Here is a 19,050-nt window from a genome sequence, read left to right on the forward strand (position 1 = left end):
AGCATCGGATTCGGGAGCGGCCGAAGGGGCCCGGAGTGAAGTCTCCGGGCCCCTTTGACCATTGACGCGGCGCTGATCATCCGTCAGGCGCGGTCGCCTCCGCCGGTGCGGCCGGTGTAGAAGGCAACCGTCAAGTCCTTGACCAGCGCTTTACGTTCGTAGTCGTCGAGGTCGACGATGCCGCGCGTGGTGAGCCGGTTGACGGTGTCGTCGACCGCGTCCACCACCGAAGTCAGCACGCTGTCACGGTGCCTGGCGTCGATGGCGGCGATCCGCCGCCGCTGCATAGCCGCCGCGACCTCGGGCGCGTACTCGATCCCGGTCGGCTGCGCCGAGTACACCTCCACGCCGACCGGCTCGCAGTCCGCCTTGAGCATCCGGGTCAGCGCGTCCCCGACGGCCTCCGCGTTACGGAGGGTGGGGGCGTCCTCGTGGAAGGCGTCGGCGGGCAGCTGCGAGAGGACCCGGGCCATGGCGGACTCGACCTGAGCGCTCAGATACGCCTCGTGGTCCTCGATCCCGAGGGCCGCGCGCACGGTGTCCTTGATCCGCCAGACCACCAGGACCACGACCCGCAGCGCGGTGCCGTTGGCGTCGACGGCGGGGAGCGGTTCGCTGCGCCAGTGCCGCAGGCGTACGTCGACACGGCGGCGCAGCAGCAGGGGCGAGACCCAGACCAGGCCGGTGCGGCGGACGCTGCCGCGGTAGTCGCCGAAGAGCGTGAGCACCCAGGCGTATCCGACGCGGCCGCGGCCGAGGCCGCCGAGGGCCAGGACGATCACGGTGACCAGGACGGCGAGACCGGCCCAGACGCCGGCGCCGATGCCTTCGTACGGGCGGGGGGCGAGGCCGACGGCGCTCTGCGCGGCGGCGGGGAGGGCGCCGCGCCACCAGAGGAGGGCCAGAACGCCGAGGAGTCCGGCGGCTCCGGCGAGCAGGGCGGCGTAGCCGGGGAGGGCGGGGCCGGGACGCTCGACGAGGCGCGGGTCGGCGAGGGGGGCGGGACGGGTGGGGGGCTCGACGCGGGGGTGCGGGGAGCGGGGGCGGGGGGTGGTCCTGGCGGTGGCGGGGCGGGCCACGGTGGTGGGGAGGGCGGTGGGTTCGGGCTGCTCCGGGTCGTCCCGGAAGAGGAGGTGTACGGGGATGGCGGCGGTGGACTCGGTGGCGATGACGGAGTGGCGGCGGGGAGAGGGCGGGGGCTGGGGGGCGGGTACGGAGACGGAGACCGTGGCGGAGGTGGCGCGGGCGCCGTCGGCCAGGTCCAGGACGAGGTCGAGGCCCTTGAGCGCGGCGTTGTCCGTGTTCCTGGGCTTTGCCTTGTCCGTGCCCTTGGGCTCGGCGTTCTCCGTGTCCTTGGGCTCGGCCTGGTCCACGTGTGCGGCGGGGGCCGTGTCCTCGGGCTCGGCCTGGTCCGCGTGTGCGGCGGGGGCGGGGACCGGGCGGGGGCCCGCCTCTTCGCCGTACGCCGGGAGCGGGGTCCACTCGGCCGAGAGGTCCGTCCTCGGACGGCGGACGGGCCGGGAGTGCGGGCGGGCCGGCTGAAAGTGCTGCGGGGGCGGGGTGAACTGGTCCAGGTGGAGACCGCGGCCCGGGTGGTCCAGGCTGACCAGCTTCAGCGGGGGCGGTGCGCCGGTCTCGTCCGCCGCGGCCTTGGGGGCCGGGGCTCCCGTCTCGTCCGTCGCCGCCTCCGGGGCCGGCGCAACGGTCTCGCCCGCCGCCGGGGCCAGGTCGTCACGGTCCCCCGGAACCCCCGGGCCCCCCTCCCCCGCCGGCGTCTCCTCCCTCCGGCGGAACAGGGGCGGTGGGGTGACCGGTGACGGTTGGTGCAGGGCCACGCCGTCCACCAAGGGCATCGGGGTCTCGCCGCCGGAGGGGCGGGGGTCGTGATCGGTCAGCGGGTGGGGGTTCTGGTCTGGGGTCACCGGTTCCCGGTTCCTTTCCGTCATCCGTCGAGTCCGTCGGTTCCATCGGGTCCGTCGGGTCCATCGGGTCCGTCAGGTCTTCACGCCTCAGGCGAACAGGCGGCGCCAGGTCTCCGGGCCCGGGTGGCCGTCGGCCTCGGCGCCGCGCCAGCCCTGGGCTCGCTGGAACGCCTCGACGTTGCGGCGGTCCGCCTCGGTCCAGCGGGGGTCGGGGCCCGACACGTAGTGCTTGCCGTATCCCTTCTTCACCAACTGCCTGCCGAGCCGCTCGACATGGCTGTTGGACCGACCCGGCTGGAAATAGCCGCGCCCGGGGAAGACCACCGCGGTGTTCGGGCTGCCGCCCGTGGTCGCGGCCGGGATGTCGCGGCCCGCTCCCGTGGTCAGCAGGCGCCAGGTGTCCGGGCCCGGGAGGCCGTCCGCCTGCGCCCCCTTCCACCCCTGGGCCTGCTGGAACGCCTGCGTGGCCCGCCGGTCGGCCGCGCTCCACACCGGGCCGGGGCCGACCTCGTAGAACCGTTTTCCGCCACGGGCCACCAGCATCTCGCCGAGCCGGGTGACGTTCGCGTTGTTGGCGCCGGGGCCGAACTGGCCCGCTCCGGGGAAGGCGGTGTCGGAACCCGAGCCGGGTGAGCCGCCGCTGACGCCCTTGTAGCGGTAGGCGACGTACCGGTCGGAGTTGTTCCAGTACGCCATGGGCGTCGACTGCTTCCGCGTCTTCGGGCGCGCCTGCTCGTAGGCAATGTAGTGGGTGCGCGTGTGGTCGCTCCAGCCGCCGAAGATCGTGACGTGGGAGCCTTTGGAGGGGTCGGCCGGGTTGTGGAAGAGGAGCATGTCGCCGGGCTGGAGGTCGGCGCGGGCGATCCGGGTCCCGTAGTTCGCGAGGCTGCCGGTCCATTCGTTGGTGCCGAGGTTCCAGGCCATCGAGACATAGCCGGAGCAGTCCTGCCGGTACCCGTCCGACCAGTACTTCTCCATGCTGTACGGGACCTTCGCGGCGACCCACTGCTTGGCCCGGTTGATGATCTCGGCCCGGGTGGTCTTGCGCAGGACCGCGCTGTCCGACGGCGGCCCGGAGGCACCGGACCCCTTCAGCGGGCCCTTCTCGCCCTGCGGGGTGTCCGGTACGGGGTCGGGGTCCTCGGTGATCCGGGGGGCGCCGGTGCGGTGGCCGGCGGCGGCCGCGGCTCCGGCGGCCCCGCAGGAGAGGGCCACCCCGGCGGCGGTGGCCAGGACCAGGGCGCGGCGCGCGCCGTGCGCGGCGGGGTGGCCGCCGTACCGCAGCGCGACCGCCCGCGCGGCGGTCCGCCGCCGCAGGGCGCACCCCGCACAGGTGCAGTCGATGGCGGGCTCGTACTCCTCGAAGACCGGCACAGTCATGCGATTCCCCTCCGCACTCGTCACTCGTCACTCGTCACTCGTCACTCGTCACTCGTCAAGATCTTTGGGCGCAACGCGACGGGCGTCAGTGTCTTAACTCTCCCGACATAAGGCATTTTGACTGACCAATGAGAAAAAACGACCATCTGACAAGGCGTGGCGGCAGGTAAATGGTCCGGAGCACCTGCCGGAGTCGGGTAGAGTTCTCCAGGTCAGCAGGCGCCGTTAGCTCAGTTGGTTAGAGCAGCTGACTCTTAATCAGCGGGTCCGGGGTTCGAGTCCCTGACGGCGCACGCACCATCAAGGCCCCCTCACCGAGCGTGAGGGGGCCTTGATCATTCCCTGGTTCGCGACCACCGACACCGGATCGACGGCAACACACGGCGACGACAGAGGTGCGGAGAGTTGCGGAACGGCGGCAGGGCGGCTCCGGGGCGCTCGTCGCCACTTCGTCACGCCCCTGCCACAAGGGCTGCACAAATCGTACACATCGTCGAAAAATAGCCCGTTCCGCCCTTGCGAAGGCCGTCGTAGTCGGACAATCTCTTCGGAAGCATTCAGCTCCACGGGGACGGCTCATCCATACAGTTGGATGAGCAGAGCGTGATGTTCCGTTTGTGCGCCGCGGGTCGGGAACCACCGGGCACCGAGTGACCGACCAATCACGCACCAGCGTGCGTGCGGGGGGATGGCCCATGACGTCGACGCCGTCAGGCGACCGGCAGGAGAACGATGCTTCGCGGACCACGCAGCTCCGGACCGGGCAGCAGGCCCGGCAGCCCCGCAAGGAGCTGCCGCGCTACGACTACGAGCACTACAGCCGGCTGGCCGGTCCGCTGACGCAGCCGCCCGCGGACAAGCCGTACAAGGTGCGCTACCGCTCGCTGATATCCCAGGAGCCGCACCGCGTACGCGCGGCGCTCCTGCTCGGTGCGGCTCCGCTCGTCTCGCTCGGCCTCTTCGCCTGGCTGATGCAGCCCGGCCACTGGACGGACCGCGACCCGAACCTCGACGACGATCTGCTGCTGGCCCTGGACATCGTCATGCTGGTCTCGATCGGCCTGATCGAGCTGTTCCGTACGCTGAACGTCCTCTCCAACGCGCACGCCACCCTCGTCGCCCGCGACCCGGTCCCGGTGGTGCCCGAGAGCGGCACGCGCGTCGCCTTCCTCACCTCCTTCGTGCCCGGCAAGGAGCCGCTGGCCATGGTGACCAGGACCCTGGAGGCGGCCGTGAGGATCCGCCACCGCGGTCCGATGCACGTCTGGCTGCTGGACGAGGGCGACGACCCGGCCGTCAAGGAGGTCTGCGCCCGGCTCGGCGTCCACCACTTCTCCCGCAAGGGCGTGGCCCGCTGGAACCAGGCGAAGGGCCCGCACCGCGCGAAGACCAAGCACGGCAACTACAACGCCTGGCTGGACGCGCACGGCGGCGACTACGACTTCTTCGCCTCGGTCGACACCGACCACGTCCCGCTGCCCAACTACCTGGAGCGGATGCTCGGTTACTTCCGCGACCCGGACATCGGCTTCGTCATCGGCCCGCAGGTCTACGGCAACTACGACACCTTCGTCACCAAGGCCGCCGAGTCGCAGCAGTTCCTCTTCCACGCCCTGATCCAGCGCGCCGGCAACCGCTACGGCGCGCCCATGTTCGTCGGCACGAGCAACGCGGTACGCATCTCGGCGCTCAAGCAGATCGGCGGCCTGTACGACTCGATCACCGAGGACATGGCCACCGGCTTCGAGATCCACCGCCACCGCAACCCGCACACCGGCAACAAGTGGCGCTCGGTCTACACCCCGGACGTGCTGGCCGTCGGCGAGGGCCCGACCGCGTGGACGGACTTCTTCACCCAGCAGCTGCGCTGGTCGCGCGGGACGTACGAGACGATCCTCAAGCAGTACTGGCGCGGCTTCGGCACCATGCCGGCGGGCAAGCTCTTCAACTACACGATGATGATCATCTTCTATCCGATGTCGGCGCTGAACTGGATCCTCGCGGCCCTCAGCTGCGCCCTGTTCCTCGGCATGGGCGCCTCGGGTGTCCAGATCGACCCGGCGGTCTGGATGATGCTGTACGGGAACGCCTCCGCGCTCCAGATCGGCCTCTACGTCTGGAACCGCCGCCACAACGTCTCGCCGCACGAGCCCGAGGGCTCCGGCGGACTGGCCGGCATGCTGATGTCCGCGCTCTCCGCGCCGGTCTACGCGCGCTCGCTGATGGACGCGGCGCTGCGCCGCAAGAGCTCGTTCGTGGTGACGCCCAAGGGCGACTCCTCCAGCCCGGACACCCTCTTCGGCACGTTCCGCATCCACCTGTTCTTCGTCTTCGTCTTCGGCGCCTCGGTGATCTCCTCGTTCTTCTTCGGCAACAGCCATCCGGCGATGCTGACCTGGGCCTCGCTCGCGCTGCTGATCACCGTCGCGCCGATCGTCGGCTGGCGCCACACGGTCCGCTCGGAGAAGAAGCGCCGCGGCCGGCGCCGGGCCGGGCCGCCCGGACCCCGGCCGCCGACCGGACCTGAACCGGATCCGCCCGGATCCGGCTCCGACGACCAGACCATGAAGATCATCCTGAGGGGACAGCAGTCATGACCAGCCGATCGGGCCGCGGTGCCCGCCGTGCCGCCGGACCGGGCGGCCGCCGATCAGGAGGCAGGACGGCAGGCCGCCGCTCGGGCGCCCGGGCCCGCCGCTCCGGTCTGCGCACGCGCCGGTTCGCGATCGGCACGGTCGCCGTGCTCGCGCTCGCCGGGGCCAACGGGCCGTGGCTCTACCGCTTCACCACCGAGCGCTACCACCACTACACGATCAACACGCAGTCCTACAAAGAGGCCAACGGCCACTGGGACTTCCTGGACATCCCCGCCGAGTTCCGGGTCAACGCCGTGCACGCCGCACTGCTGCGGACCGGCAAGGTGCTGCTCGTCGCGGGCTCCGGCAACAACGAGAAGAACTTCGACGCGAAGAGCTTCCGCTCGATCCTGTGGGACCCGAAGACGAACGTCTTCAAGGACATCCACACGCCGAAGGACCTGTTCTGCGCCGGCCACACCCAGCTGCCCGGTGGCAACCTCCTCATAGCCGGCGGCACCAAGCGGTACGAGAAGCTCGGCGGCGACGTGACCAAGGCGGGCGGGCTGATGATCGTCCGCAACGAGAACCCGCGCAAGCCGATCACCCTCCCGGCCGGCACCCGGTTCACCGGCAAGGAGAGCGGCAAGACCTTCATCTCGCAGGACCCGCTGCTGGTGGAGAAGGCCACCAAGGTCTTCGACAGGAAGACCGGGGAGTACCAGCGCAACGAGGCGGGCGTCGGCCGTATCTACGTGGAGGCCGAGAAGTCCGGCCGGAAGCACGAGACCGGCACCGAGGACAACTACCGCATCTCGGGCCTCTCCACCGAGGACACCCGCAACGTCTACGGGATCGCGCAGAAGCTGGCACTGGACAAGAAGGACTTCCAGGGCATCAACGACGCCTACGAGTTCGACCCCGTGGCGGAGAAGTACATCCCGGTCGACCCGATGGACAAGGCCCGCTGGTACCCCACGCTCACCACGCTGGCGGACGGCAAGGTCATGGCCGTCTCCGGGCTCGACGACATCGGCCAGATCGACGTGGGCAAGGCCGAGATCTACGACCCGGAGAAGAAGTCGTGGGCGCCCAGCGGCATCGTCCGGAAGTTCGCCACCTACCCGGCGCTCTTCCTCCTCGACGACGGCAAGCTCTTCTACTCCGGTTCCAACTCCGGCTACGGCCTCCAGAGCGAGGGCCGCACACCGGGCATCTGGGACGTGAAGACGAACGACTTCCAGGAGATCCCCGGGCTCGTCGACGCCGACCAGATGGAGACCTCGGCGACCGTACGGCTGCCTCCGGCCCAGGACGAGAAGTTCATGGTGATCGGCGGCGGCGGGGTCGGCGAGTCGGACAAGTCCACGCCGAAGTCCCGGCTGGTCGACCTCCGGCAGAAGAACCCGGAGTTCACCGAGGGCGCCTCGCTGGACAAGGGCACCCGCTACCCGAGCGCCTCGCTGCTCCCGGACGACTCGCTCCTCGTGGCGGGCGGCGCCGGCGACTACCGGGGCCGCGGCGCCTCCGATGTGCTGGAGGCACGGCTGTACGACGCGAAGAGCGACACGTACCAGCGGGTCGCCGACCCGGCGGTGGGCCGCAACTACCACTCCGGGTCCGTGCTGCTGCCGGACGGCCGGGTCATGATCTTCGGCTCCGACCCGCTCTACCTGGACAAGATCAACACCCGTCCCGGCACCTTCGAGCAGCGCATCGAGATCTACACCCCGCCCTACCTCTACCGGGACGGCCGGCCGGAGCTGACGGCCGGGCCCAGGAGCATCAGGCGCGGCGGGACCGGCATGTTCACCACGCGGCACGCCTCGAAGATCACCTCGGCGAAGCTGATGCGGCCCTCGGCGGTCACCCATGTCACCGACACCGACCAGCGGTCCGTCGCACTGGAGCTGGAGAAGTCGGCGGACGGCATCACGGTCACCGTGCCGGAGAACCGGGCGCTGGTGCCGTCGGGCTGGTACATGCTGTTCGTCACCGACGAGAAGGGCACGCCGTCCGAGGGGACGTGGGTGGAGGTGCCGTAGGCGTACGTACGTGGGGGCGGAGGCCCGCACGTACGCTCGCCGTCTACTCCGTGGCGCGGGCCAGGCCGAGTGCGTACTCCGGCCACCACTCGCCCGCCTTCGGTCCGCCCTTGCAGTCGCCGTCGGACTCGCCGGGCCGCTTGATCCACAGGTAGGCGTCGACGCTCTCGTCGCCGGTCCTCGTCGTCGGCGGCTCGCCCAGCGCGCGGCCTGGCGGGTTGCACCAGGTCTCGGCCGGGTCGCCGCCCTCGTACGGGCCGTTGCCGTTGCGGCTGGTGTCGATGACGAACGGCTTGTTCCCGACCTTCGCCGACAGCTTCTTGCCGAACTCCGTACTGACCGCCGTCGTGCGGAAGTTGGAGACGTTGAGCGAGAAGCCGTCCGCCTTCTCGACGCCCGCCCGCCACAGCGGCTCGTGCAGCGCGTCCGGCGACTGCCAGCCCGCGTTGCCCGCGTCGATGTAGACCTGGGTGGCGGGCTGCCGCTTCAGCCGCTCGACGGCACCCTTGAGCAGCTCGTACCGCTCGTCGTGGTGCTCCTGCGGCGTGCAGCCGTCGACCAGGTGGAGAAGTGCGTCCGGCTCCAGGACCACGGTCGCCTGACGGTCCCCGATGCCCTTGGCCACCCCGTCCACCCAGGTCCGGTAGGCGCCCGCGTCGGCGGCGCCGCCCTTGGAGAACTGGCCGCAGTCGCGGTGCGGGATGTTGTAGAGGACCAGCAGCGCGTACCGGTCGGCCTGGGCGGCCGCCTCGGTGACCCGCCGCGCCTCGCCCTCCGGGTCGTCCGGGCCGATCCACTCGCCGACGGGCTGCTCGGCGATCTTCCGGACCAGGTCGGCCTTCTCCCGGTCGCCGTCCTTCTCGTACGCGGCGACCTGCCGGGCCGCCGTGCCGTCCGGGTTCACCCAGTACGGGTCGTCCGCCTTGGGCCGCTGTCCGACGACCGGAGTGCCGCCGTCCGTGCCGCCGTCGCCGTCGCCGGAGCAGCCGGACAGGAGAAGGGCGGCGCAGACCGCCGCCGCCGTACCGGCCGACCTGAGGCCCGCCGCCGCGCGCCCGCGCGCCCGGGACCGGCCGGTGCAACTGCCGTACATCCACTCCCCCTTGGGTGCACCCGCCCGTACCGTTCGCACGGGTCGCACCGATGTGCTGCCGGGTCCCGGCCATCCTGGCACAGCGGACCGGCCCGTCCGGTGAGGGTGTCGACGCTCTCCACGGTCACCCGGGGGCACCGGGTTCCGGACACCCTGTTCGAAACCGGCGCCCGGGGGTACCCGTTCCCCTACAGTGGCGGCAGAGATCGACCCCGTACCGCACGGACCTCCCGTACCGCGCCGGGCAACTCCCGCGGCCCGGTGCACGCGGTCGAGGCCGGCCCGGTCGGCGCGTCCCCCGCGGGGCGGGCCGGCCGGGCCGGATGTTCTTCGCCCGTTACGTGTCGCGCACTCCCGTGAGGTAGGCCGAGACGACCACGTTCGCGGTGTACGAGCGGGACTTCTGGTCGTACTTACCGCCGCAGGTGATCAACCGCAGCTCCGCCCGGCCGTCCACGCGGGGCCCGTACGCCTTCTCGGCGTCGAAACGTTCGCGGGTGACGACCTGGACGTCGTCCACGGTGAACTCGGCGACGCTGCCGTCCTCCCGGACCACCTCGACCTTCTCGCCCGGCCGCACCGCGCTGAGCCCGTAGAAGACGGCGGGTCTGGTCTCGGTGTCGACATGGCCGACGAGCAGGGCCGCTCCTTCGGCGCCGGGCCGGATGCCCTTGCCGTACCAGCCGGCCGTCTGCGGCAGGTCGTACGGCGGTGGGTCGATGGCCCCGTCCTTGTCCAGGCCGCGCGGGACGACCGGCGCGTCGATCCCGACAGAGGCGACCTCGACGCGGCGCGGCGCGGCGCCCTGGTCCGGTTCGTGGGCCGGTGGCAGCGGGATTCCGAGCGGGCGGCCGACCGCGGCGACGTCGCCGGTGGTCGGGGCCGACAGCCCGCCGGCCACGTCACGCCCGTAGAGCCAGAGGCCGAGCAGCAGCACGGCCCAGGCCACTCCGGTGAGCAGTCGCCCGGTGCCTGCCGGGCGGGCGGGGGCGGACATGTCAGTCCGTGGCCGCGTCGCGGCGGCGGCGCGAGGTGCGCAGCGCGACGGCCACGGAGGCGACGGCGGCGAGGACGAGGCCGGTCACCGCGTGCCGGAGGCCGGGGCCCTCGGACTCGGTTCCCCGCTCGGCGAGGGTGGCGGTGCCTCCGCCGCCCGCCTTGACCGGGGCGACGGGCGAGGGCCGGGTGTGGTGGATGACGGTGAGGGTGCCGGTGGCCTTGCCCCTGCCGTTCTCGCACGTCACCCAGACGTCGTAGGTGCGGGGTTCGGCGTCGGAGCGGATGGTGGCCTCGGCGAAGAGTCCCTTGTCGTCGGCGGGGCGGAAGCGGGCGACGGAGGCGAAGGCGTCGGAGTTGCCCTTCGCCTCCCGGCCCCTGCCGCAGGCGTCGACCCAGAGTTCCACCTGCCCGCCCGGGGCGATCGTGGACGGGGTGACCGAGACGGTGCCGGATCTCCGGTCGTCGTCGCCGGCCCGGGCGGCCGGGGATGCCTGTGCGGCGGGCACGGGCAGGGCTATGAGCGCGGCCGCCGCTGCGGCACAGAACGTGATGGGCGTGGAACGCATCGTGAACCTCCTACGGGAAGGTTCGGCCCTGCGTCCCGGGCCCGCATCCGCAGTCCTCCATTCGAGCGACAAGCAGGCGGCTGCGGATGCGGTTCGCGCAGGTCAGGTGAGGCGCGGGCCAGGTGAGACGCAGGCCAGGTGAGACGCGGGTCAGCTGCGGTCCGCCTGGTCGGGCAGATCGATGAGGTCGACCAGGTCCGCGATGGAGTCGACGATGTGGGAGGGCCGGAACGGGTAGCGGTCGACGTCCGCGAGGCCGGTCAGACCGGTGAGGACCAGGAACGTCTGCATCCCCGCCTCCAGTCCGGCCAGCACGTCGGTGTCCATCCGGTCGCCGATCATGGCGCTGGTCTCGGAGTGGGCGCCGATGGCGTTCAGCCCGGTCCGCATCATCAGCGGGTTGGGCTTGCCCGCGAAGTACGGCTCCTTGCCGGTCGCCTTGGTGATCAGCGCGGCGACCGACCCGGTTGCGGGCAGCGGGCCCTCGGCGGACGGCCCGGTCTCGTCCGGGTTGGTGCAGATGAAGCGGGCGCCCGCGTTGATCAGCCGGATCGCCTTGGTGAGCGCCTCGAAGCTGTACGTACGGGTCTCGCCGAGCACCACGTAGTCCGGGGCGTGGTCGGTCAGCACGTACCCGATGTCGTGCAGCGCGGTGGTGAGACCGGCCTCGCCGATGACGTACGCCGTGCCGCCGGGGCGCTGGTCGTCCAGGAACTGGGCGGTGGCGAGGGCGGAGGTCCAGATGTTCTGGACGGGCACGTCCAGGCCCATGCGGGCGAGGCGGGCGTGCAGGTCGCGCGCGGTGTAGATGGAGTTGTTGGTGAGGACGAGGAAGGGGAGGCCGGAATCCCGCAGCCGCTTGATGAAGGCGTCGGCGCCGGGGATCGGGATGCCTTCGTGGATGAGGACGCCGTCCATGTCGGTGAGCCAGGAAGTGATCGGCTTGCGGTCTGCCATGTGCGGGAACTCCTGCCGTGCGTACTGCGTGCTGGGGGTGCCCGGACCACGCCGTCCCGGCACCCCCAGCATAATTAGGCGGCGCTGATCTTGACCCCGTCGATCACCCAGTACCAGTTGTTGGCGCCCGTGTAGTGGAACCGGAAGCTCACGTTGGTGGCTCCGGCCGGGACGCTCAGGCTCAGCGACTGCGGCTGGGAGATCACGTCCGAGGTGTAGGAACGGACGACGGTCGGGGTTCCGCCGTTCCAGGAGGCGAGGACGCGCGCGCTCTGGCTGCCTTCCTGCCGGTAGAGCGTGGTGAAGTCGAGCGTCACGGAGGACTTGCCGCCGACCGCGTACGCCGGGGTGACGAGCGTGGAGTCGAAGGGGCCGGAGGACGCCTTGTCGTCCCACTCGTCGGAGTCGGCCACCGCGAAGATCCCGCGCGCGCGGACGTTCAGCTCACGGGACTGGTCGCGCTGGCTGCGGCTCCAGAACTCGTCGGTGGCGAAGGACCAGCCGCGCCACTCGGCCACGCCTCCGGTGCCCATCGCCGAGTTGATGACCGACCAGCCGCTGGGCGCGGTGTGGGTCCAGCCGAGGACGCCGGCCGGGATGCCGGTCTCGTCGACGCGTCCGGCGAGCGCCGGGTAGAGCGCCTCGAAGGCGTCGGTGGAGCGCTCCTGGATCGGCTTGCCGTCCAGGCCCCAGGCCGGGTCGGGTGTGACGCCGAGCTGCTTGAAGACGGTGGCGGCGACATCGACGAGGCGGGTGTCGCCGGGCGTGGCACCGGCGGCGATGCCGGGACCCTGGGCGAGGACGAAGGTCCGGCGCTCCTCGATGGAACTGCCGCCGTGGCCGCCGGCGTTGGTGTGGCCGTGGTCGGTGGCGACGATGACCGTCCACCGCTCGGTGGAGTAGCTCGGCCGGGCCTTGATCGCGGCGAGGAAGCGGCCGAGGTAGCCGTCGATGACGTCGATCGCCTGGCGGTACTGGGCGCTGGCCGCGCCGAGGTTGTGGCCGACGATGTCGACCTGGCCGAGGTAGGCGAAGACGACGTCCGGGTTCTGGTTGCGCAGGATCGACTCGGTGTCGGCGGCGATGGTGGCGTCGTGGCCGGTGTAGCCGTCGCGGTCGCCGTCCAGGACGAGCTTGGCGTCGGCGCCGGCCGTGACCGTGCCCTGGGCGTCCAGGGGCTTCCAGTCGACGGCGGCGTACGTGGAGAGCTGCGGCCGGACCTGGGCGAGGCGGGCGAGGAAGCCGGGATAGCGCGTGTAGTTCTTGCCGGCGAAGGAGTTGTCCTTCACGCCGTGCTTGTCGGGCCAGACGCCGGTGGAGATGGTGGACCAGCCGGGGCCGGAGGAGGTGGCGGCCATCGGGTTGGCGTACAGCAGCGAGGTGCCGTACGTGCCGTTGGCCATCATCGACTTGAGGTGCGGGGCGCTCGCGGCGGCGATGACGTCGTGGCGGAGCCCGTCGATGCCGACGACGAGGACCTTGTCCTTGCTGGTGCCGTTCGGGAGCGTGGGCGGGGCGGCGTGGGCGGTGGTGGCGGTGGCGAGGGAGCCGACGGCCGCGACGGAGGCGGCGGCCGCGGTGGTGGCGAGCACGGAGCGCCGGGAGAGGGTTCGGGACACGTGATCCTCCGGAAGGGGACGGTGGCACGGGGCGGGGTGGATGGCGGGGCGGGAACTGCGCGAACTGCCTTCTGGACCAGACCCGTTATGTTCACGAGACAAGGGAGCCGGGTCCAGAGCTGTGCGGGAACAGACCTTCGCAGGAGACCGTGGCCGAGAGATGGCCGGTCAGCTGCCGGTGGCCGTCTTCCAGGCGTCGATGTACGTGTCCAGGTTGGTGCCGATGTCCGACCAGTCCGGCTCGAAGATCTCCACGCCTTCCAACAGGCCTTTCAGCTCACGGGCGTTGGCGTCGGTGGCCTTGATGTCCTTCCGCGCGGCGAACCCTCCGCCGACCGCGCTGACATCGCGCTGGGCCTTCTCGGAGAGGAGGAAGTCGAGCAGCTTCTTGCCGTTCTCGCTGTGTGGCGCCTTGGCCAGGAGCCCGGCCGCGTACGGGAGGGCGAAGCTGGTGGGCTTTCCGTCGCCCTTCGCCGGGAACCAGATGGCGAGGTTCGGCATGTCCTTGGACTGGGCGTAGTTCATCTGGACGTCCCCGTTGGCGACGAGGAGTTCACCCTTGTCGACCTTGGGCGCGAGCTTGCCGGTGGAGGCGGACGGGCCGACGTTGTTGGTCTGGAGCCGCTTCAGGTACGCCATCGCCGGCTCCTTGCCGCCGAAGTCGTGCATGGCCTTGATGAGCACGGCGGTCCCGTCGCCGGCGACGCCGGGCGTGGAGTACTGGACCTTCTCCTTGTACGAGGCGTCCAGCAGCTCCTCCCAGGTACGGGGCGGGGTCTTCAGCCGCTGCTTGTTGTAGATGAAGCCGAAGTAGTTGTTGACGACGGAGGTCCACTTGGCGTCGGGCGCCTTGTCCGCCGCGTCGACCTGGTCGGCGCCCTTCGGCTCGTACGCCGCGAGGAGCCCCTCGGCGTCCGCCTGCTGGATGAAGGGCGGGAGGGTCACGAGGACGTCGGCCTGGGTGTTGGACTTCTCGCGGACGGTGCGCTGCACCATCTCGCCGGAGCCGCCCTCGACGTACTTCACCTTGATGCCGGTCTCCTTCTCGAACTCCTCGAAGACCTTGTCGTACCAGCCGTCGCCCGTCTCGCCCTTGAGGCCGTCGGCGCTGTAGACGGTGACGACCTTCTCGTCGGAGGCGGCGGAGGTGCCGCCGCAGGCGGTGAGGGTGACAGCGGCGAGGGAGAGGGCGCCGAGGACGGCGATGGGCCGGTTGAGGGAAGGGGTGCGCATGGGATGTCTTCTCCTGGAGCGGTTGCGTGAAGGGGTTCGGGGAGGTCAGCGGTAGGAAGCGCGGGTCCGGATGCGGGAGACGGCGCTCAGGACGAGGAGCGTCGTCCCCATCAGGACCACGGCGAGGGCCGCGCCGGTGAAGAGCGAGCCGCGGTCGGTGGCGGCGAAGATCTGCACCGGGAGCGGGGTCCAGTCCGGCGGGTAGAGCATCATCGTGGCGCTCAACTCCCCCATGGACAGGGCGAAGCAGAGCCCGGCCGCCGCTGTCAGCGAGGGCAGCAGGAGCGGCAGTCTGACCCGCCACAGGACGCGGGCCGGGCTCGCGCCGAGGCTGGCCGCGGCCTGCTCGTACATCGGGTCCAGGCGCCGGGCGGCGGCCGAGACGGACTGGTAGGCGAAGGCGGTGACCAGGACGGTGTGGGCGATGATCACGATCCAGCGGGTGCCGTTGAGGAGGACCGGCGGCCGGCTGAAGGCGACGAGCACCGCGAGGCCGACGACCACGGACGGCACGGCGACCGGCAGCATGAACAGCGCGTCCAGGAACCGTTTTCCCCGCCTGCCGAGGGAGTCGGCGGCGAGCGCGGCCCAGCCGCCGAGGAGCAGGGCGAGCACGCCGGCGCAGAGCGCGGTGACCAGGCTGGTGGTGAGCGCCTGGAGGGAGTCGCCGCTGGTCGCGGCGGTGTAGCGGGTGGTGGTCGGGCCGGAGGGGAGGGCGCCGGACCAGTTGGTGGCGAACGAGGCGGCGAGGATGACGAGGAGGGGCACCGCGAAGAGCGGCACGAAGAGGAGCGCGAACGCGGACCAGGTGGCCCACTTTCCCGTACGGCTATGCACCAGCACGACGGCTCACCACCCGGTAGAGGCTGTAAAGGCCCACGGAGAGAACGACGTTGACGACGGCGACGACACAGGCGGCCGGATAGTCCGACTCCAGGATCGCCTTGCTGTAGACGAGCATCGGCAGCGTCGTGACGCCTTTCGCTCCGGTGAACAGGACGATCCCGAACTCGTTGAGGCAGAGCACCAGGACGAGGCTGCCGCCGGCCGCGAGCGCGGGGAGCGCCTCGGGCAGGATCACCTGCCGCACGATCCGCAGCGGCCCGGCGCCGAGCGAGGAGGCCACTTCCAGCTGGGCGGTGTCGAGTTGGGAGAAGGCGGCGAGGAGCGGGCGCATCACGAACGGGGTGAAGTACGTGATCTCCGCGAGCAGGACGCCCCACGGGGTGGTCAGGAAGTGGAAGGGCCCTTCGGCCGCCCCGGTGACGCCGGTCCAGGCGCCGTTGGCCATGCCGACCGACCCGTAGATGAAGAGCAGGGCCAGCGTGATGAGGAAGGACGGGAAGGAGAGGAAGACGTCGATGAACCGGGCGACGGCCTTGCCGCCGGGGAACGGGACGAAGGCGATGACCAGCGCGAGGACGAAGCCGAGGACCAGACAGCCGACGGTGGCGCCGACCGCGAGCCGGACGGTGGTGGTGAGCGCCTCACGGAAGGCGGTGGAGGCGAAGACCTCGGTGTACGGGGTGAGGGAGGCGCCTGTGGTCGTCTCGCCCAGCGATTCCGGGGTGAAGGACTGCCGGACGACGAGGGCCAGCGGGTAGAGGAAGCCGAGCGCGAGGACCAGGACGGGTGGGAGGGCCCAGGCCCAGGCGGGTGTCCTCGCGAGACCTGCGGGCTTCCGGCGGAGGGCCGCGGTGGTGCTAGCCACTGGCCACCTCCCGCTCACGTGCCGCGCCGGCCGGGAGCAGCACCGCGTCCTCCGGTGCGAAGTGCAGGGTGACCGGGTCGCCGAGCGCCGGAGGATCGCGCAGCTCACGGAGGTCGGCCATCAGCGGGTGGCCGCCGACATCGGCGTGGACGCGGTGGGTGGAGCCGCGCCACTGGACCTCGGTGACCGTGCCGGTGAGCGCGTTGGGCCCGGCGCCGAGGCCGACGAGGTGCGGCCGGACGCAGAGGGTGGCGGTGGCGCCGGAGGCGGCGGCGTGGGTGGTGACGTCGAGGGCGGCGCCCGCCAGGTCCACGCGCCCCGGTCCGGTGACGGTGACCGGGAGGAGGTTGGCGTTGCCGACGAACGAGGCGGTGAACTCCGTACGAGGCCGGCGGTAGAGCTCCTCGGGGGTGCCGCAGTCCTGGAGGCGGGCGCGGTCCATGACGGCGATGCGGTCGGCCAGGGTGAGCGCCTCGACCTGGTCGTGGGTGACGTAGAGGATGGAGACGTCAGGCAACTCGCGGTGCAGCCGTGCCAGTTCGGCGAGCATGCCGGAGCGGAGCCGGGCGTCGAGCGCGGAGAGCGGTTCGTCCAGGAGGAGGACGCCGGGGCGGATGGCCAGCGCGCGGGCGATGGCGACGCGTTGCTGCTGGCCGCCGGAGAGCTCGCGGGGGTAGCGGGTGGCGTACGCGGCCATGCCGACGAGTTCGAGGGCCTCTGCCACCCGTCCGGCGATCTCGGCCTTCGGCGTGCGGTGGGCCTTGAGGCCGAAGGCGACGTTGTCCTTGACCTTGAGGTGCGGGAAGAGCGCGTACTGCTGGACGACCATGCCGATGCCGCGCTGGTTCGGGGGCAGTTGGGTGACGTCGCGGCCGCCGATGAGCACCCGCCCGGAGACGGGCCGGACGAATCCGGCGACGGCGCGCAGGGCGGTGGTCTTGCCGGAGCCGGAGGGCCCGAGGAGGGCCATGACCTCGCCGGGTTCGACGGTGAGGTCGAGCCGGTCCAGGACGGTGTTCTCCCCGTACGCGACGCTGACGCCGTCGAACCGGATGCCGCTGGGGACGGTGGCCACGCTTGGGGGGTTCATGCCTCGGCCCGCGCGATGAGGTCCGGCAGCTCGGCGACGGACCCGAGGACGTGGGTGGCGCCGTGCCGCTCCAGCTGGCCGGCGTCGTGGGCGCCGGTGAGGACGCCCGTGACGAGCCCGGCGCCGGAGCGTGCGCCGCTGAGCATGTCGTACGAGGTGTCCCCGGCCACCACGATCCGCCGCACGTCGTCCACCGCACCCGTGCGCAGGAAGGCGGCCAGCACCATGTCCGGGAAGGGCCGGCCCCGGCCGCCCGCGTCGGCGGGGCAGAGGGTGAGCGGGACCAGGTCCTGCCAGCCGAGGGCGGCGAGGATGGCGTCCTGGGTGGTGCGGGCGAACCCGGTGGTCAGGACGGTGGTGCGGCCTTCGGCGGTGAGCCGCTCGATGGCTTCGCGCGCACCGGGTATCGGGGCGATACGGCCGCCGTCGACGAGGTCTCCGTACGCCTCCTCGAAGGCGGTGTTGGCATGCCGGGCCTTCTCCTCGTCCCCGAAGAGGTGCCGGAAGACGGAGATCTTGGACTCGCCCATGGTGGCTCGTACGTAGGCGAGTTGGCGCTCGTGCTCGCCGGATCCGGGGCGCACGCCGAGGCGTTCGGCGGCTGCGGAGAAGGCCTGCTCGACGAGGCCGCCGTCGGCGACGGTGGTGCCGGCCATGTCGAGGACGACGAGGTCGAAGCGGTTGTCGGTCTCAGGTGTCGCTGAAGTCATCTTGTTCACCAGCCCAGTTGGTCAGCGGTCGTTTCGGCGATGGCGGGTGAGCACGTCATGCCGCGCCCGCCGGGTCCGGTCACCAGCCAGACCCCGTCGGCCACCTGCTGGCGGTGGACGACGCGTGAGGTGTCGGTGCACTGGGCGTAGACGCCCGCCCAGCGGTGCCTGATGCGCGGCAGCGGCCGGCCGAGGAAGGCCTCGACGACCCGGGTGAGGTGTTCGTACGGCTCCTCGACGGTGTCGAAGGCGAAGGGGTGCTCGTACTCGTGGGTGTCCCCGATCGTCAGCCCGCCGTCGCTCCGCTGGACCATGAGGAGTTGCATGCGGTGTTCGGCGGCGACGGGGTCCTGGGGCTGGTGGGCGTTGAGGGCGTCGAGCGCGTCGCCGCGGTAGGCGGGGTAGTAGCGGAAACTGTCGGCGTCGGCGACCGAGGTGGTGAGGGGCTCGCCGAGCGGGTCGGTCTGCATCATCTGGAGGCGGACGCGGCGCACGGGCAGCGCGGGCCCGGCCAGTTCGCGCACCAGCCCGCCGAGCCAGGCACCGGTCGCGAGGATCACGGCGTCCCCGGTGTGGATGTCACCGTGGTCGTCGCGCACGGAGGCGGTGCCGACGACGTCGCGGACCTCACGACCACCGAGAAAGGTGTACCGCCCGGAGGCCAGCAGCTCTGCTTTCAGAGCGAGTTGGGCGGTGCGCGGCTCGACCGCCGCGTCCCGCTCGCACCAGAGCGCGGCGGTGAAGGTGCCGCGCAGGGCGGGGTTGAGGGCGCGGGCCTCCTCGGCGGTGAGCAGCTTGTAGCCGCGCGCCGCCGCGTCGGGCCTGGCGAGCGCCGCCTCGGCGACGGCGACCTCGGCCCCGGTCCGCAGCGGAGTGAGCGAGCCACAGGCCCGGAACCCGAGCCCCGGCACCCGCCGCCCGATCCCCTCCCACAACTCCCGTGCCCGCAGAGCGGTTTCCAGCTCCTCGCCCCCGGCCCGGCCACTGACCCAAATCTGTCCGAAATTGCGGAGCGATGCCCCGCGCGCCTCGCTCTCGCGCTCGATCTGTACGACCTCGTGGCCGCGGCTGACTGCGTGCCAGGCGTGCATGGTTCCCACCACGCCGGCTCCTACGACGATGACTCTCACGGCGGCCACGCTCCTCGGG

The 19,050-nt window shown here is 71.5% G+C and carries 15 protein-coding genes and 1 tRNA gene; 3 read left to right on the forward strand and 13 right to left on the reverse strand.

Annotation, left to right across the window (positions count from 1 at the left end; all coding sequences use genetic code 11):
• Window positions 1-83: 83 nt before the first annotated feature.
• Window positions 84-1,922 carry an SPFH domain-containing protein gene (locus ACIRR8_RS03265; protein WP_404058342.1) on the reverse strand — a complete coding sequence of 613 codons (1,839 nt, stop codon included), beginning with the start codon at window positions 1,920-1,922 and terminating at the stop codon, window positions 84-86.
• Between the two features lie 87 nt (window positions 1,923-2,009).
• Window positions 2,010-3,302 carry a peptidoglycan-binding protein gene (locus ACIRR8_RS03270; protein WP_404058344.1) on the reverse strand — a complete coding sequence of 431 codons (1,293 nt, stop codon included), beginning with the start codon at window positions 3,300-3,302 and terminating at the stop codon, window positions 2,010-2,012.
• A gap of 219 nt (window positions 3,303-3,521) precedes the next feature.
• On the opposite strand from ACIRR8_RS03270, the gene ACIRR8_RS03275 reads away from it, so the two are divergent.
• The 3 genes from ACIRR8_RS03275 to ACIRR8_RS03285 all read left to right on the forward strand — a co-directional run bounded on the left by ACIRR8_RS03275 (window position 3,522) and on the right by ACIRR8_RS03285 (window position 7,923).
• A tRNA-Lys gene (locus tag ACIRR8_RS03275) sits at window positions 3,522-3,595 on the forward strand.
• Window positions 3,596-3,997: 402 nt separating this feature from the next.
• Window positions 3,998-5,899 carry a glycosyltransferase gene (locus ACIRR8_RS03280; RefSeq protein WP_404058346.1) on the forward strand — a complete coding sequence of 634 codons (1,902 nt, stop codon included), beginning with the start codon at window positions 3,998-4,000 and terminating at the stop codon, window positions 5,897-5,899.
• Window positions 5,896-7,923: a galactose oxidase-like domain-containing protein gene (locus ACIRR8_RS03285; RefSeq protein ID WP_404058348.1), complete on the forward strand. Its 2,028-nt coding sequence runs from the start codon at window positions 5,896-5,898 to the stop codon at window positions 7,921-7,923. The genes ACIRR8_RS03280 and ACIRR8_RS03285 overlap by 4 nt, the downstream gene beginning before the upstream one ends.
• Window positions 7,924-7,966: 43 nt before the next feature.
• On the opposite strand, the gene ACIRR8_RS03290 is transcribed toward ACIRR8_RS03285, so the two are convergent.
• From ACIRR8_RS03290 to ACIRR8_RS03340, 11 genes are all read right to left on the reverse strand, one after another.
• Window positions 7,967-9,016, reverse strand: a complete 1,050-nt coding sequence (locus ACIRR8_RS03290) for a glycoside hydrolase family 6 protein (protein ID WP_404058350.1) — start codon at window positions 9,014-9,016, stop codon at window positions 7,967-7,969.
• A 337-nt stretch (window positions 9,017-9,353) separates the two neighbouring features.
• Window positions 9,354-10,013 (reverse strand): class F sortase, encoded by a 660-nt coding sequence (locus ACIRR8_RS03295; RefSeq protein WP_404058352.1) that lies wholly within the window; start codon window positions 10,011-10,013, stop codon window positions 9,354-9,356.
• Between the two features lies 1 nt (window position 10,014).
• Window positions 10,015-10,581 (reverse strand): hypothetical protein, encoded by a 567-nt coding sequence (locus tag ACIRR8_RS03300; RefSeq protein WP_404058354.1) that lies wholly within the window; start codon window positions 10,579-10,581, stop codon window positions 10,015-10,017.
• A gap of 150 nt (window positions 10,582-10,731) precedes the next feature.
• Window positions 10,732-11,538: an HAD-IIA family hydrolase gene (locus ACIRR8_RS03305; protein WP_404058356.1), complete on the reverse strand. Its 807-nt coding sequence runs from the start codon at window positions 11,536-11,538 to the stop codon at window positions 10,732-10,734.
• Between the two features lie 74 nt (window positions 11,539-11,612).
• Window positions 11,613-13,157, reverse strand: coding sequence for an alkaline phosphatase family protein (locus tag ACIRR8_RS03310; protein WP_404058358.1), 1,545 nt, complete (start codon window positions 13,155-13,157; stop codon window positions 11,613-11,615).
• A 168-nt stretch (window positions 13,158-13,325) separates the two neighbouring features.
• A complete protein-coding gene (locus tag ACIRR8_RS03315; RefSeq protein WP_404058360.1) occupies window positions 13,326-14,390 on the reverse strand; it encodes a 2-aminoethylphosphonate ABC transporter substrate-binding protein in 1,065 nt (354 codons plus the stop codon).
• 45 nt (window positions 14,391-14,435) lie between these two features.
• Window positions 14,436-15,233 carry an ABC transporter permease gene (locus tag ACIRR8_RS03320; protein ID WP_404058362.1) on the reverse strand — a complete coding sequence of 266 codons (798 nt, stop codon included), beginning with the start codon at window positions 15,231-15,233 and terminating at the stop codon, window positions 14,436-14,438.
• Window positions 15,220-16,101, reverse strand: coding sequence for a 2-aminoethylphosphonate ABC transporter permease subunit (locus ACIRR8_RS03325; protein WP_404058364.1), 882 nt, complete (start codon window positions 16,099-16,101; stop codon window positions 15,220-15,222). The genes ACIRR8_RS03320 and ACIRR8_RS03325 overlap by 14 nt, the downstream gene beginning before the upstream one ends.
• Window positions 16,094-17,191 (reverse strand): ABC transporter ATP-binding protein, encoded by a 1,098-nt coding sequence (locus tag ACIRR8_RS03330; protein WP_404058366.1) that lies wholly within the window; start codon window positions 17,189-17,191, stop codon window positions 16,094-16,096. Before ACIRR8_RS03330 ends, ACIRR8_RS03325 begins: the two co-directional genes overlap by 8 nt.
• Window positions 17,188-17,901 carry a phosphonatase-like hydrolase gene (locus ACIRR8_RS03335; protein ID WP_404058368.1) on the reverse strand — a complete coding sequence of 238 codons (714 nt, stop codon included), beginning with the start codon at window positions 17,899-17,901 and terminating at the stop codon, window positions 17,188-17,190. The genes ACIRR8_RS03330 and ACIRR8_RS03335 overlap by 4 nt, the downstream gene beginning before the upstream one ends.
• Before the next feature lie 5 nt (window positions 17,902-17,906).
• Window positions 17,907-19,031: a TIGR03364 family FAD-dependent oxidoreductase gene (locus ACIRR8_RS03340; protein ID WP_404058370.1), complete on the reverse strand. Its 1,125-nt coding sequence runs from the start codon at window positions 19,029-19,031 to the stop codon at window positions 17,907-17,909.
• Window positions 19,032-19,050 lie beyond the last annotated feature (19 nt).

The sequence above is a fragment of the Streptomyces sp. NPDC101178 genome, from assembly GCF_044767965.1.
Classification (GTDB): domain Bacteria; phylum Actinomycetota; class Actinomycetes; order Streptomycetales; family Streptomycetaceae; genus Streptomyces.

Bases quoted from the DNA above. Each gene is read 5' to 3' on its own strand.
- ACIRR8_RS03300 (WP_404058354.1), bottom strand. From the start codon at position 10,581: ATGCGTTCCACGCCCATCACGTTCTGTGCCGCAGCGGCGGCCGCGCTC.
- ACIRR8_RS03270 (WP_404058344.1), bottom strand. From the start codon at position 3,302: ATGACTGTGCCGGTCTTCGAGGAGTACGAGCCCGCCATCGACTGCACC.
- ACIRR8_RS03290 (WP_404058350.1), bottom strand. From the start codon at position 9,016: ATGTACGGCAGTTGCACCGGCCGGTCCCGGGCGCGCGGGCGCGCGGCG.
- ACIRR8_RS03305 (WP_404058356.1), bottom strand. From the start codon at position 11,538: ATGGCAGACCGCAAGCCGATCACTTCCTGGCTCACCGACATGGACGGC.
- ACIRR8_RS03285 (WP_404058348.1), top strand. From the start codon at position 5,896: ATGACCAGCCGATCGGGCCGCGGTGCCCGCCGTGCCGCCGGACCGGGC.
- ACIRR8_RS03315 (WP_404058360.1), bottom strand. From the start codon at position 14,390: ATGCGCACCCCTTCCCTCAACCGGCCCATCGCCGTCCTCGGCGCCCTC.
- ACIRR8_RS03335 (WP_404058368.1), bottom strand. From the start codon at position 17,901: ATGACTTCAGCGACACCTGAGACCGACAACCGCTTCGACCTCGTCGTC.
- ACIRR8_RS03330 (WP_404058366.1), bottom strand. From the start codon at position 17,191: ATGAACCCCCCAAGCGTGGCCACCGTCCCCAGCGGCATCCGGTTCGAC.
- ACIRR8_RS03295 (WP_404058352.1), bottom strand. From the start codon at position 10,013: ATGTCCGCCCCCGCCCGCCCGGCAGGCACCGGGCGACTGCTCACCGGA.
- ACIRR8_RS03280 (WP_404058346.1), top strand. From the start codon at position 3,998: ATGACGTCGACGCCGTCAGGCGACCGGCAGGAGAACGATGCTTCGCGG.